Source organism: Mucilaginibacter sp. JRF (genome assembly GCF_015223065.1).
In the GTDB taxonomy this organism is placed as follows: Bacteria; Bacteroidota; Bacteroidia; order Sphingobacteriales; family Sphingobacteriaceae; genus Mucilaginibacter.
Map to the genome: position 1 here is coordinate 619,078 of NZ_JADFBY010000001.1, position 14,863 is coordinate 633,940.

A 14,863-nucleotide genomic window follows, 5' to 3' on the forward strand; every position below is an offset into this window, starting at 1 on the left:
GCTCAATACCAATCACCTACACAAAAAATTATTAGTATGAACGATCAAATATCTTTATCACCAATACAGCCAAAAGTAGAACTGATGAGCGGCTGGCGCAGAACGGCTTTAATTATTGTCTTGTTTATGGTCAGCGCTTTTAGCCAGATTGACCGCATACTACCTTTTATCCTCGCTGAATCTATTAAAGCGGATCTGCATCTGAGTGATACGCAACTGGGACTGATTACGGGTATAGCATTTGCCGTGATCTATTCCCTGGCCTCCCTGCCACTGGCGCGTTTAGCCGACCGGGGAGCATCGAAACAAGTGTTGGTGTGGTGTATATTAATATGGAGCGTGATGACAAGCCTGGGAGGATTGGCCGCAGGTTTTGTAACCATGGCTATTTCCCGCTTTGGAGTTGCACTTGGCGAAGCCGGCGGAACGCCAGCCGCGCATGCGATGATCGCAAAAAATTTCCCGGAGCATCATCGTGGGCGGGCTATCGGGATATTTTCTATGGGTATCCCTTTAGGTACAATGATTGGGTTTGCTGCCGGAGGCTGGGCAAGTGATCATATTGGCTGGCGCGTTGCACTATTTGTAGCAAGCGGCATCGGGCTGTTGTTGGTTGTGCTGGTAATGACATTTGCAGGAAAAACTGGAATATTACCACAGCATAGTAGTAACAGCACTGGCAATATTTTCACCACCGGCCGGGAACTTTTGGCCAAACCCGCATTTTTATGGATGTTCATAGGAGCAAATTTTTTAGGTTTTGCCGCGGCTCCGTTTTATTCATTTACAGCTCCGTTCCTGATCAGGACGCACGGGTTAACAGCCAGCCAGGTAGGGTTATCATTTGGCTTATTACAAGGGCTAATGGGCATCATCGGTACCGTGGTTGGCGGCCGGTTATTTGACAGAGCGGTAAACCGGGGTGCCAACCGCTTGCTTCATCCGCCCGCTTTGCTTTTCGGCGTAGCAGGAATCACCACCGTGGCGGGGCTTTTAGCGCCAGAAGGCTGGATGGCCATAACCCTTTTCGTACCCGGTATGCTTGCATTTGCCTTCCTGCTTCCATTTGCCTTCAGCGCAGGCCATCTAATTGCCGGGCCCGGTAAACAGGCTTTATCATCCAGTCTGCTTATGATCGCTTCGGGGTTGTTAGGTCCGGCATTATCACCGCTGCTTGTAGGAATGATAAGTGACGCGGTCGGCGTAATCAAAGGCGTTAACGGTCTTCGCTGGGGAATGATGGTCATTCCTGTTGCCAGCATATTTAGCAGCATCGCAATTTTTATCGCCAGTAAACAGGTCGGCTCATTAATGTCCGGAAAGCGAGGCATTGAACGTGTTCAGACTCCTGGCAATAATTAAACACACCAACTATTGTTTAGCCATGACCATGGCATAGGGATAGTCAACAAGTCTTTTTACAGAGTAAAAAACGCTTAATAATTATAATCCGGCGATGTTATTCAAAGCGAATGATTTTAAATATAATATCTTTAATTACAATTTTCCGTTATATCAAATCAATCCTCTGCTCACAAATGAAAATTACCGATTCCTGGCGTATCCTTGCAATTTTTTTGTTGTTTATCTTACTTTATATTCCCTTCGGTTGCGGGATCGTACCATCATTGGGCAAAAATCCTGAAGACGAGGCGCTGGACGTAATCCGCAATCAGCCCAATTATAAAAATGGACAATTTCAAAACTTATCTTATGATGACGATACAACCGCAATCAAACGCAGTGGTATTTGGAAGCAGTTTTTTAATAAGCCTGATTCAGTATCGCCGCCCAGGCAGCTACCATGGGTTAAAACAAATTTAAAAACATTGCCTGATGCCAGGCCAGTTGTAGTTTGGTTCGGGCATTCATCTGTATTAATCAAATATCGTGGCATCAATATGCTCATCGATCCCATTTTTAGCAGTAATGCGGGCCCTGTCCCTGGTTTGATAAAGGCTTTTAACGGAGCTACACATTATAATGTAGAGGATATGCCGCCCATTGATGTGGTTATTATCTCGCACGATCATTACGATCATCTGGATTACCGCACCCTCAAAAAGTTGCGCAATCAGGTTAAAAAAGTTGTGGTGCCATTAGGCGTAGGTTCGCATTTAAAGTATTGGGGCTATAAACCTGAACAGATCGTTGAACTTAACTGGCACGGGTCGTACAAGCTACCCGACGGTTCGAGTGTTACTGCAGCACCGGCAAGGCATCGATCGAACCGCACTTTAAAAATGAATCAAACTTTGTGGGCCTCCTATGTAATTAGGATCGGAGATCACCGGATCTTCTACAGCGGCGATAGTGGTTTTGGGCATCACTTCAAAGCCATAGGTTCGCAATATGGTCCATTTGACCTGGCAGTTATGGAATGCGGGCAATACGGGCCAAACTGGCCACACAGCCACATGTTTCCGACTCAAACAGCCCAGGCAGCATCAGATTTGCAGACTGATATTATGCAACCGGTACACTGGGCCAAATTTGCCGAAAGTTCGCATATCTGGAACGAACCGGTCAGGCAACTACTTCCGGCGGCGGAAAAGTTAGGAATCACTGTGATCACCCCTTACATAGGAGAACCTTATGTGATAGGTACCACTCCTGTACGCAAAATTTGGTGGGAACTATAGCGGCCCTGTCACCTGTAAAATATCAGTACCGAGATAGGCAACGATTCTGGTAATTTGCTCCAATCATATATAGTTCCAAATGATCAATGATCTTTTTCTATATTTGATTCTCGCAAATAAAAATATGAAGATCACCACAGTTGAAGGGTTTTATAAAGAGGCATCAGCATCTTTAAATAAAGACATCAGCCAGCTATTACCCGAAGGGCTTACTAAAGAGGTGGGGCATTTCAATGTATTTGATGTGAGCGAATTGGCCAGGCTTGTTAAAGTAAGGCCAAACATGACCTATAACCGGCGCGCCTATTATAAGATCAATCTTATTGACGGCCGTAACAGAGCCGAATACGCGGATAAGATCATTGATATCGAAACGCATGCGCTGATGTTTACCACGCCCAAGGTGCCTTACAACTGGATTGCACAAGATATGGATCAGCATGGTTATTTTTGCCTTTTTACTGCTGATTTTCTGGCCCAGTCAAAAAGTGGAGTGATACTTGATGACCTGCCGATATTCAAACCGGGCGGCTATCCGTGTTTCCATATTACGGATCAGGAGAAAGAAGAGATCAAAGTGATATTCAAAAAAATGCATAAAGAGATCAACTCTGATTATGCTTATAAATATGACCTGATCCGCAACTATTTAATGGAGTTGATCCATTACGGGCAAAAACTCCAGCCTGCCACAGATCTTTACAAGGAACATAATGCCTCGGCCCGCGTGTCTTCTTTGTTTGCCGAACTTTTGGAGCGTCAGTTTCCAATTGCCTCGCCATTGCAGGGGCTTAAGTTACGTACTCCTAAAGACTACGCCGATCAACTCTCCATTCATGTGAATTATTTGAATAGGGTATTAAAAGAACAGACTGGGCAGACCACCAAAAATCTGATCAGCAGCAGAATTGTACAGGAAGCCAAGATACTGCTCAGGCAAACGGAGTGGAACGTTTCAGAGATCGCGTTTAGTTTGGGTTTTGAAGAAATCGCTCACTTCTCTAACTTTTTCAAGAAACAGACCAATACCTCACCACTGTCTTTCAGAAATTAGCAAAAGGTTTCTTTTTTGCAAACATTGTTTTGATTCTTGCAAAGTACATCTGATCTGTTCTCGCCAACTTTGTTCTATCAAATCAACAAAGATGGAACTCAGTAAAAACACAGTTTTAATAACCGGCGGAACAAGCGGCTTCGGCTTCGAATTTGCCTCAAAGCTTATCGGGCTCGGTAATACGGTGATCATAACCGGAAGAAATGCACAAAAGCTTGAGGAAACCAAACAGATGCTCCCTGCTGTACACATTATTCAAAGTGATGTAAGCAAGATTGAAGATATTTATGATCTATATGACCAGGTTATCAAAAAATTCCCTGATCTGAACATTTTGATCAATAACGCCGGGGAGATGCGAAAGATCTTCCTTAATGAAGAGCGTGAACTCTCTGATATTACACGTGAAGTAGAAATCAATTTAATGGGCCCGATCCGTATGGTACAGGAATTTTTGCCATACCTTAAACGAAAGCCCAACGCTGCCATAATAAATGTTACTTCGGGCATCGCTCTGATGCCTTTTCCTATAGCTCCAATTTACGGCGCCTCAAAATCCGGGCTGCGTTCATACACCCAATCATTGCGTGTCCAGTTAAAAAATACCAATGTTAAAGTATTTGAACTTGTTGCTCCCGGAGCGACAACGCCTTTGAATGATAAATTCAAAAATGATGAAGGTTTTAACGAAAAGATGTTAATGGCTCCGGGCAAACTGATAGACGAGGCGATCAGGGGAATGAAAAACGATTCCTATGAGATCTATCCGGGCTTGGCTAAGATCATGCGCATTGTAACGAGGGTGGCTCCAAAATTATTACTTTCTCAGACCGCTAAAATGTACGAAAAGGTCGCATCAGGCAAATAAAATTTCCCTTACTCATTTATTAATAATTATTTATGAAAAGAATAACTCTTCTCACTGGTATGCTATTGCTTATGGTTACCGGTTTATTCGCACAATCTCAACCTGCAGATAAGATCCTGGGGGTGTGGTTTTCTGCAGACAACGCCATGAAGATAGAAATCTTCAAATCCGGCAATACTTATTCAGGCAAATTGATAGAAGCAAAATTCATGTTTGAGGCTGATGGTAAAACGCCTAAAAAGGATACGGAAAACCCTAACGAGAAACTCAAAAGCCGCTCCCGGCAGGGCCTTGTGCATATTACCGGGTTAGTATTTATAGATGGAAAATATAGTAACGGTGTTTTATACAGTGTAGAGAGTGGGGGAAACTATAGTATAAAAGGTGAACTGAAAGGCCCCAATGATCTTGAAACACGGGGCTACAAAGGTGTTCCGATGATGGGCAAAACGTTCAGGTGGACGCGCGTACAATAGCCGATTAGTAACAGATTTTACATTTAGACCAAAACAAACACGATGAAAATTTTATCGCCTTCCACCCTCGAAGAACTCGCCGTAATTGAATCAAAGACTCTCGCAACAATTGATGTAATATGGAATTTTGGAAATAAAGTACAGGTGGATGTAAGATCACGGTTAGAAACTGCCGTAGAAGCAGCTATCAGCAGATATAATAATGAAAGCAATAGCATTATACTTAGGCGCCGCGATGAGGCTGATGCCAATTGCCTGAAGGTTGATTTTTTACAAGGGAAATTTGTAAGCAGGAAGGATAGAACCCTGGCTTATACGGTTAATTTTTTAGGGATGGTGATTATGCCGGTTGTTGGTTATTTGATAGGTTTCCCTGGTCCGCTTGTACTCAATTATTTTCCAAGAAACCTGATAAAGTCTGAGCTTACGATATCCTCAAGCAAGCGTTTGATCTTTAAAAAATTTAAGCGTGTTAATGTCTGGACCTGGGTGCTGTTTGTCAATTCAACCCACAAGGAGGATAAACTGGTTGCCGACTATTCGGAACGTCTTTACATGGCCTTTAAGGGGCTGCAAATGCAGAACGTTACAACTTAGATCAAAATACACCGGTCAATATCTCCGTAACCGGATCTCGCAAATAACACTTCGGTTCATATCAATCAATAAGGCATTTACAAACTATTACAATACAATTCAAAATGAAAATAATCAGTAGTATACTCATTATTATAACCGCTGTGCTAAGCATAAAGCACGGTTGGGACGGCTTCCATATCGATGCGAACCCCGAGCAGGCAAAAATGGCCGCGGAATTGGGCATTGGGAGGTCCGTTATACTTGTTATGAGCGTTGTTGGCATCGCTATAGGTACTGCGGTTCTTTTTCCGCAAACATACTATATCGCATGTGTAGTAAACGCGATAACTATAGTTTTGATCATGGCATTATCTCTCAAGGCTGGAAACTATAAGACAGCTTTGATAGAGATTCCCTTTTTACTGATGCCGCTGCTGATCATCTATTTGGGGCATCCTCTTAAACGGTAATGGATAGCGAGCACTTTGAAGCCTTTTGGTGGCCGACAGGACAAGGGGGGAGTGGTAAATTGCTTGTTTACGAAAAGCAGTTTTATGTATGTCTTAAACTGAATATGGCCCAAAAGCCAACCCTTATATTCTGTTGCTCGAAAGATTTGGAGTGGGATGATAATGACACAGGGTATTTATTATCATTTAACAAGCCGTTTTTCCCTAAAGGTGTTTGGTGCAATTTTGAAGGAATTCATCTTTTTAAAAACATCAACCCAATAAGTATTGAATTGGAAGATGAAGATGTAAAAACGCTGTCACCAATTTTCGATAAAGTGTTTAACAGCGTTGAATTAGCTTATATCTACAAATATGATCTGATAAGAACCTACATTTTTCAGATCATCCATCTTTCGATCAAAATACATCTTCAAAGAACCGATATCGTCAAATCACCTATTCGCTATGCTCGTTTGACCACCTGCGGTATAGACATGTTCGTAAGGATAAAACTTGGTCATAAACAATAAAACATTCACAATCAAACTAAGCAATTATGTTCAATCACAATTTTTCAATTTCAGGTTTCCTTAGCTCATCTAAGGAAACTTCAAGCCGGTTTAAAAGCTTAATGGCATTTATGGTATTTTTGATCATGCCATTCTTTGTCAAGGCGCAAAGTCAAGATAGTATCGTGAAAAAAGTTACCAGGTTCGCTGCCGATAAGTTTACAGAACAGAGGCCTTTCAGTATAGATTTTAAACAGTATGGAAATTATAACTTCTCATCTAATTTACGAGATCGGGATCTGCCGGACGGTGAATTTAGCAACTGGTCGCAGTTTACTGCCAGCGCTAATGTTAATTTACTGCAAAACCGCCATTGGCTGTTACAAGCCAACGGACTTTACCGCTATGTTTCTGTTAAATCAAGCTTTTCGGCAGCAACACCTGGTATTCAGCAAAACTACAACGAAGGCCACCATTATCATACTGAGGGGCTAAACCTGAGTTACTTTTCGAAACTGTTTGGTAAAACGGCTATCTACACGGCAGGTTTTGCACTGGACGGCAGCGAAAAAAGGATAGAAAGGGTACGCGGGATATTTAGTGGGGTTGTTATACTAAAAGCTAATGAAACAACGACTATGAGCGTCGGGTTAGCAGGTACAACAGATCCCGGTGCGCAAATTCCGCTTGCCCCTATATTTATTTATCAGCATAGGTTTAATGATAAGCTAACGGCAGATCTTACCCTTCCGCGATATGCTTATTTACGCAGGCAGATGTCAAATAACAGCAGGCTTTCGGCAGGTTTTGATCTTGATTTTTACACCACATTTTTTCTGTATGATCGTGATGCTGCCAATACCACTTACCAATACCGGCAGTTGGATGGCAACGTAGGCCTGGTTTACGAGCATATTTTACCGGGTAGTATTACCCTCACTTTCAAAACGGGTTATCGTATAAACCCAACAGTAAGAGTGCTTGAAAAGAATAATTCCTTCAGCGATTATACGTGGGAGGGGCACACCGATCCTGCTCCATACGTTAATATAGGTTTATCATTCAATCCCTTTAAAAAGCATAAAAAGTAAACTTTGAGCTGTAGCAATAACTGTAATTATTCAGGATTTTTATCATTAACGATCCTCTGCCCAAAACAATTTACGAAGGGCCTGCCGTAATCAGGAAAGGCTCAGAGGTAATAATTGACGCGTTTTGGGCAGAGAATCGCCTGGACACCAATATGTTCTGATTGTTTTGTTTAGAAGGATGAAGGTACTACGCCGAATGCTCTTTTAAAAGCAATTGAAAAATGGGATAAAGATTCAAAACCGAGGTCTATATAAATGTCTGATGGTTTTCGCTTTTCTTTTTCCAGCAGGAAATAAGCTTCCTGCAATCTTTTTTTAACTAACCACCGGCTGGGTGTTTCGTTAAATACGGCTTTAAAATCACGCTTGAATGCTGATAGGCTACGCCCCGTAAGAAAAGCAAAACGTTTGAGGCTTACGTTGAACCTGAAGTTCCGGTTCATGTAGGCTTCTAAATTGATTTTCTGCGGTATGCCGAAGTCAAAGAATATGCCGGAAAGCTCCGGCTTGGTTTTGAGCAATATGATCAGCAGCTCTTCATATTTAAGGTCTTCAAATGCCTCATCCAATTGCATTGCTCCCTTGTAATAAGGTTTTATCGATCTGATAAACTGTCGATCAGGTCTGCATGATCAACCTTGATGATCGCAGGTTCTGACACAGTATTCACTGATTTGCTTTGGTGCTTTTTTTGAAATTGACGCAAAAACGCTTCATCAAAACAAAACATAATTGGTTCAAATTCATTTATCCGACGGTTCATCATGAATTTTATAAGATGGTTTTTCTGTGCGATACAGCATTCGCCGGCTCGGTAAGTGTAGCTTTCATTACCGTCAAAGAAACTAACCTCTCCCTTGATGAGGTACAGGAATAGGTGGTCGGGAATGAACTGCTCCTTTAATACATCCGTCTTAATATTATCAGCTATCGCTCTCATTTTATCGGCATTGCATTGTCAGTACCCGCGCTTCTTAACGGATGCCCTAAATATATCAGCAGTAAAGGCAATAGTAAAAAAGGGATTTCGATTAGCGCAAATTTATAATTACCTGCTTTTAATACCAAAGCCATCATCAATATGAGTTGTATTGCCCGAAGCGTGTTTCCCCAAAAAAATGTAGCAGGAAACACGGTGAGTAAAGCGGCTGCTATAGCCCATAAACCGAATACGATACGGACCGGATCAGTAATACCCAATGATAACATCATTTCTGCATACGCTGCTGAAGGTTTTCTAAAGACCCGGCTCCCATGATTTAGGCCAATATACACGGATATCGCGATCAGTATCCCACTTAAAATTTTCATATTATATATTTTGATCAATGAGGTTATACTTTACCATACTATCTACTGCGGCCAATAAGGTTTCTTCCTGTGTGGCTATGGGCTTCCAATTCAATATCGTTTTTGCTTTTCGGTTACTTATATTACGGTTCATATTAATAAACATTTTTCCTTCTTGTGCGCGGTAACTAAATAATGCACCCAACCGGATAACCCAGTTCGGCAAAATTTTGGAGGATACTTTTTGAGCTATTTCAGGTTTTTCCTTTCGTAATATTGCAGCTATTTGCGGCAAGGTAATTTGCCCGTCGGCAGTGGCAATAAACCTTTGCCCGCTTGCCGCTGGGTTGGTCATTGCCCGAATATGCAGATCAGCGACATCTCTGACATCAACTATATTAAGCGGAATATTGGGAACCACTTTCATGGAGCCGTTTAACAGATTTTGCAGCAAATGGAAACTCCCGGAAACATGCGCATCCAGTGATGGTCCCCATATGGCGACTGCATTGATAGTAACTAATTCCGGTTTTCCGCTTTCGGAATTTATAAAACCCCACGCGGCTTTCTCTGCAAGTGTTTTTGATTTTTCATAAACAGATAACCCTTTAGTTTGCACGTCTGTCCAGTCCGCTTCGGTGGTTTCTCTGTTTTTATCGGTTTGTGAAAATCCTACTGCCCCGAAATTAGATGTCATGACCACACGTTGCACGCCTTCTTTTTGCGCAAATCTTAAAACGCGTAAAATGCCATCGACAGCAGGACGAATGGCTTCTTCTTCTTGCTTAGGCTTATCGAAAAATACCGGGGAAGCTACACTTAGCACATACTTGCAACCTTTCATGGCTTCTGCCCAGTTATCATCCGTGGTCAATTCAGCCTCCGTAAATGAAAGATAATCAAGATTAGCAATGTTGTTTACCCTAAGCGTATCTATCAATTTGTCTTTACTTTTTAAATTGCGAATTGTTGTTCTTACCCTGTAGCCCTTTTGTAGTAGCTGCGAAATAATCTGCATACCCACAAAGCCTGTTCCGCCCGTAACCAGAACCGTTTCTTCATTTTCCATACCTGTTTTAATAATTATATAAGTAACAAAGTTGCTTGAAAAATGCATATAGAAGTTACTTCAAAAGTCCAGTTTGCTTTATTCAAAAGTCCAAAAGCAGAGAACAATTTACTGAAGTAGTGGTAACCGTGTTTGAGAACAAAAACTACCACTGTGCACAAACAACATTAGCACTGACCGGCATGATCTTTAGAAGTAAATTTAAAGGTACATCGCCCGAAACAAACATCGATTTAAGTGATCGAGATAAGATCAAAAAAATGATCTTATTTGCAGACATTGAGGCGGCGTATAGATCATATAAAAATCATTATCAACTCAGCAAAACTGTGCCCGCCTTAAGATTCAAGAATACAGTCTTTTAGATCTGTGTAAAAAATGTACCTGAAGCCAATTGTTAAGACATGAAGATAATTTGAGCCCCAACATAACGGATATATAGTTTAACACGTTAAGCAGCAATAATCCGGTTTTTAGCCTAATTTTCTAAATCAAGCTATTGACTATTAAAACACGTTAATGGCGTTGCCACGTAATTGGAAGTCGTCGTTTACTCATTAGTTTTTAGCGATGAGGGTAGTGGCATATTAAAGTAAACTTACATTTTACTATTATTTAAATCGTTTAAATATTGGGATGGCGTTTTGCCGAATTCTTTTTTAAAGGCCTTTGTAAAATAAGCCTGTGTTTGTATACCAACCCGCGATATTACCTCGGCAATCGATATTTCTTCATGTGTAAGTATGTGCTTTGCCTTGTTAAGCCGCACGGAACGGATGAATTCTACGATAGATTGCCCGGTAAGCTGCTTTATCAACTCGTAAAGTTTAGTGCGGCTCATATTTAAAGTATCGCACAGGTACTGCACATCCAGCAGCGGGTCGGTAATCCGGTTTTCAATAATCCTGATCAGGTCACTTACAAATTGTCGATCCTTTTCTGTCCGTGCAGCGTCCTTAGCTTCAATGGCGTAATCTTCAGTATAACGGGTTTTGAGATTATGCTGCCGATTAAAGATGTTGTTGATAGTCAATACCAGTAGATTTAGACTCACAGGTTTTGGCAAATAAATATCAGCTCCGGAACCCACGCCCTCCAATTGTGCTTCCAAGGCATCCCGGGCAGTGAGCATAATAAACGGAATGTGCTTCGTACGTTCGTTCAATTTTATAACCCGGCAAAACTCAATTCCATTCATCTCAGGCATCATTACGTCGCTAATAATCAGTTCGGGTATTTGTTTTTCTGCGTGTAATAACCCTTCATGGCCATTGCCGGCCACTGTAATCATGAAATGTTTTTGCAGCGAATCTTGTAGGAAATTACGTAACTCGATATTGTCATCAACAAGCAAAATGCTCTTTAAATGATTACTGCTGCTATAATTATCTGTCAGCCCAATCGAGTTTTCCTCGGTATATTCAAGATAATCATCATTACTGAAAAGATCAGCCACGTTATCGGCATTGCCGTGAATTTGTTCGGAAGTATCATAATCTTGTTCTGATACTGGCAGGGCGATCAAAATTTGGGTACCCTTATTACGTTCGCTATATACTTTTATGTACCCTTTATGCAGCAATGTAAGCGTCTTAACAAAGGCCAGCCCTATGCCCGAACCCAAGTGAGCGGATGTGATTCGGTAGTAACGTTGAAAAAGATTGGGCATCGATTCAGCCGTGATACCTATCCCTGTATCGGCCACCTCAATATACATATATTTTTTACCCAAATAGTTGTTTTCGACTTTTAATTCGTGTGCGAAATTGGGGCTGAACTTGCTCAGTTCAAACAGCAGTTTTACTGAAATCTCGCCGCCATTGTTAGTGTATTTTAAAGCATTGTTTATGAGGTTCAATAATATTTTTTCAAGTACCTGCTTGTCAAATAAAACCATTTTTCCAACTGCGCCTGCATCAACGTAAAAGGCAATTCCTTTTTGTTGTGCCCAGTTGGTAAACTCGTCGGTAATTTCCTGTAAAAACAAGCTAATGTTACCAGGAGCTACTTTAAGGCGCAATGCTCCCGACTCGGCTTTGCGAAAATCCATTAGCTCGCTAACCAAATGCATCAGCCTTTTGGCGTTGCGGTAGATGGTGCCATGAGCCTGTGACAGTTCGGTACCTGGTTCTTGCTGCTCGCTGTTGATGAGATTTTCAACCGGCCCTAAGATGAGGCTCAGCGGCGTTCTGAACTCGTGAGATATATTAGTGAAGAAATGCAGCTGGGTTTGATGTATTTCTTCCCTTTTTTGCTCCTCAAGTCTTTTGAGCTGTTGTTGGTGCCTGTAGCGTATGTAGGCATAAACTGTTGCACCGGCAAATGATGCTATGAATAGTTTAAACCACCAGGTTTGCCACCACGGCGGCGTAATAATAATGGTAATATTAACTCCTTTATTATTCCACAACCCATCATTATTCGCAGCCTTTACCCTAAACGTATAAGTGCCCGAATAAAGATTAGTGTAAACGGCTTTATTGGCTTCGGTGTAAACCCAATTTTTATCAATGCCTGAAAGTTTGTAAGCGTATAAGTTGTTTTGTGGCGCTATGTAGTTAAGCGCGGCAAATGTAAAAGATATACTTGATTGCTCATAATTCAGACGCACCGTTTTGGTTATGCTGATATCTTCCTTTAACGCTGATCCCGGACCAACAAAAACATCTTTGTTAAATATTTGAAAGCCAGTTATATATACCGGTGGCAAATAAGGATTATCTTTTATTTTATCCGGATAAAATGAATTAAATCCACTTATACCCCCGAAATACATTTCGCCATCTCGGGTTTTCATAAACGCATTCGCCTCAAATTCCATGGCTTGTAATCCATCGGCGGTGTTATAAGTAGTAGCCTCTCCTTTTTCCGGGTTAAAACGCAATAATCCGTTTGAGGTGGATATCCACAGCTGTCCGCTATTGTCTTCGGTTATGCCTTTTATAAATACGTGATCGAGTCCTGCATTTTTGGTAACGACACGAAATGTGTCAGCATTTTTATCAAATACATATAAACCCGACTGACCAATCCATAATCTTCGTTTACTATCCGAAAAAATTACCCGTATATCGGGCATGCGCAATCCTTGTTTAAAATAGTGCTTAAAAGTGCCGTTTTTTTTATGATAACGGTTTAAGCCGCCGTCATCGGTACCAATCCACAGGTCATCGTAGGCATCTTCATTTATAGATACAATGTTGTTGCCACTCAAAGCGGAATTCCCGGTGCCTTTTGTTATCCGGCTAAACTTACCGCTTTCAGGTTGGAAGACATTCAAACCACCAAAGTAGGTACCCACCCATAGTTTGCCTTCATTGTCCTGGTAAACCTTTTGTACAAAGTTTGATGACAGCGAATTCGTGTCACCCGGTTTGTTTATATACTTTGTGAAGCTTTGCGTTCGCGGATTAAATACATTTAGTCCGCCTCCCCAGGTGGCTATCCATAGGCGGTTTTGTTTATCCTCGGTCAGGTCGAGTACCGCGTCAGATCCAAGGCTCGCCTTGTCATTAACCTTATTGTTATAAACCTTAAAGGAATCGCTAGCTTTATCAAACAAATTAAGTCCGCCGCCATCAGTGCCAATCCATATACGACCTAAATGGTCTTGCTCAAAACATTTTACATCATTATAACTAAGGCCCTTACCAGAAGGTTGTTGCCTGTAAATTTTAAACTTACGCGCCTTCGGCGAATAAACATTCACGCCTCCTCGATGTGTACCTATCCAGTAATTGCCCTGCTTATCCTCGAACAGCGCGCTTATGGTGCGCTGCGATAACCCATCTTCACTCCCCGCGTGGTAAGTGTGTTTTTTGAAGCCTTTTGTTGCCGGGTCAAAGATATTAAGGCCACCATTTATGGTACCAACAAGAATTTGTCCCTTTTTGTCAGTAAGTAACGCCAAAACCAAGTCGCTACCCAAGCTGTTAGGGGCGGCATCATTGTGGCGGTAAAAAGTTTTTTCATTATTGGTAATATTATAGCTGATCAGCCCATTAGTTTTCGTGGCGACCCATAAATTGCCGTTATTGTCCTGTTGTATATCGCTGACTGCAGTGTTAAAAATTGGTTTTCCTTTAGCTGTATAATTCACGAGGCCGCCCTCTGTGCCAATCCAAATATTATTATCCCTATCCTGTAAAATGGAGTTCACGGCGCTGCCGGTATACATCAGTTTAAAAGTGCCGCTGGACCGATCCATTAAGTTTAGCCCGGCGTTAGTACCAATCCATAGCCGCTTTTGCGCATCCTCAAATATGGAATTTACCCTGTTCCCATGTATGGCAATGCCCGATCGATCATTGCTCACATATGCCCTAAATATGCGCAATCGGTTGTTGTATTGATTAAGGCCGTTGCTGGTACCTACCCAAAGATTATCCTCATGGTCGGAGTATAAACAGGTAATAAAATTATCGCTAAGGGTGTTCAGTCTGCCTGGCACGTTCCTGAAGATAGTGATCTGCCTTCCGTCATACAGATTAAGGCCATCGCGAGTACCTATCCACATGAATCCCCGCTTATCCTGAGTGATGGCCTGTATAGTGCTGTTTGATAAACCGTCTTTATTGCCGATATGATCAAATACCATGTCCTGCGCTTTAGCGGTAATTACAATCAGCGCTAAATATAGCCAGGTACATGTAACGTACATAGCTCCAGTAATCATTTTTTTATATAGAAACGAAGGCATTCAGATTTTATAACCTGCCTAAGTTAGGTAACATTCTTTTAAATATGCCCAGATGACGGTAACGGTAATTAATATTATGTCAAAGTTCAGCCAATGTTATACAATAATGCTGTTTTAAGCTCAAATTAAGTTAA

The 14,863-nt window shown here is 41.7% G+C and carries 14 protein-coding genes; 9 read left to right on the top strand and 5 right to left on the bottom strand.

The window, feature by feature from the left end; all coding sequences use genetic code 11:
• Positions 1-36 precede the first annotated feature (36 nt).
• The 9 genes from IM792_RS02410 to IM792_RS02450 all read left to right on the top strand — a co-directional run bounded on the left by IM792_RS02410 (position 37) and on the right by IM792_RS02450 (position 7,671).
• Positions 37-1,362 carry an MFS transporter gene (locus IM792_RS02410; RefSeq protein ID WP_228084896.1) on the top strand — a complete coding sequence of 442 codons (1,326 nt, stop codon included), beginning with the start codon at positions 37-39 and terminating at the stop codon, positions 1,360-1,362.
• A gap of 176 nt (positions 1,363-1,538) precedes the next feature.
• Entirely contained in the window at positions 1,539-2,642 is a 1,104-nt protein-coding gene (locus IM792_RS02415; protein WP_194100075.1) for an MBL fold metallo-hydrolase, read from the top strand.
• Between the two features lie 124 nt (positions 2,643-2,766).
• Positions 2,767-3,696 (top strand): helix-turn-helix transcriptional regulator, encoded by a 930-nt coding sequence (locus IM792_RS02420; protein ID WP_194100076.1) that lies wholly within the window; start codon positions 2,767-2,769, stop codon positions 3,694-3,696.
• Positions 3,697-3,787: 91 nt separating this feature from the next.
• Positions 3,788-4,564, top strand: coding sequence for an SDR family NAD(P)-dependent oxidoreductase (locus tag IM792_RS02425; RefSeq protein ID WP_194100077.1), 777 nt, complete (start codon positions 3,788-3,790; stop codon positions 4,562-4,564).
• 71 nt (positions 4,565-4,635) lie between these two features.
• The gene (locus tag IM792_RS02430; protein ID WP_228084942.1) at positions 4,636-5,040 is read left to right on the top strand and encodes a DUF2147 domain-containing protein; all 405 of its coding nucleotides are present in this window, start codon (positions 4,636-4,638) and stop codon (positions 5,038-5,040) included.
• 42 nt (positions 5,041-5,082) lie between these two features.
• On the top strand, positions 5,083-5,637 hold the full coding sequence (locus IM792_RS02435) for a hypothetical protein (RefSeq protein WP_194100079.1): 555 nt from the start codon (positions 5,083-5,085) through the stop codon (positions 5,635-5,637).
• Between the two features lie 104 nt (positions 5,638-5,741).
• Entirely contained in the window at positions 5,742-6,089 is a 348-nt protein-coding gene (locus IM792_RS02440; protein WP_194100080.1) for a hypothetical protein, read from the top strand.
• Complete coding sequence (locus IM792_RS02445; RefSeq protein WP_194100081.1) at positions 6,089-6,601, top strand: hypothetical protein; 513 nt, start codon at positions 6,089-6,091, stop codon at positions 6,599-6,601. The genes IM792_RS02440 and IM792_RS02445 overlap by 1 nt, the downstream gene beginning before the upstream one ends.
• A 164-nt stretch (positions 6,602-6,765) precedes the next feature.
• A complete protein-coding gene (locus IM792_RS02450) occupies positions 6,766-7,671 on the top strand; it encodes a DUF6268 family outer membrane beta-barrel protein (RefSeq protein ID WP_194100082.1) in 906 nt (301 codons plus the stop codon).
• A 170-nt stretch (positions 7,672-7,841) separates the two neighbouring features.
• On the opposite strand, the gene IM792_RS21220 is transcribed toward IM792_RS02450, so the two are convergent.
• From IM792_RS21220 to IM792_RS02470, 5 genes are all read right to left on the bottom strand, one after another.
• Positions 7,842-8,246 (bottom strand): AraC family transcriptional regulator, encoded by a 405-nt coding sequence (locus IM792_RS21220; RefSeq protein WP_228084897.1) that lies wholly within the window; start codon positions 8,244-8,246, stop codon positions 7,842-7,844.
• A gap of 20 nt (positions 8,247-8,266) precedes the next feature.
• Positions 8,267-8,611 (bottom strand): hypothetical protein, encoded by a 345-nt coding sequence (locus tag IM792_RS21225; protein ID WP_228084898.1) that lies wholly within the window; start codon positions 8,609-8,611, stop codon positions 8,267-8,269.
• Positions 8,608-8,982 (bottom strand): hypothetical protein, encoded by a 375-nt coding sequence (locus tag IM792_RS02460; protein ID WP_194100083.1) that lies wholly within the window; start codon positions 8,980-8,982, stop codon positions 8,608-8,610. Before IM792_RS02460 ends, IM792_RS21225 begins: the two co-directional genes overlap by 4 nt.
• A gap of 1 nt (position 8,983) precedes the next feature.
• Positions 8,984-10,030 carry an aldehyde reductase gene (locus IM792_RS02465; RefSeq protein ID WP_194100084.1) on the bottom strand — a complete coding sequence of 349 codons (1,047 nt, stop codon included), beginning with the start codon at positions 10,028-10,030 and terminating at the stop codon, positions 8,984-8,986.
• 598 nt (positions 10,031-10,628) lie between these two features.
• Positions 10,629-14,705 (bottom strand): hybrid sensor histidine kinase/response regulator transcription factor, encoded by a 4,077-nt coding sequence (locus IM792_RS02470; protein ID WP_228084899.1) that lies wholly within the window; start codon positions 14,703-14,705, stop codon positions 10,629-10,631.
• Positions 14,706-14,863: the final 158 nt, after the last annotated feature.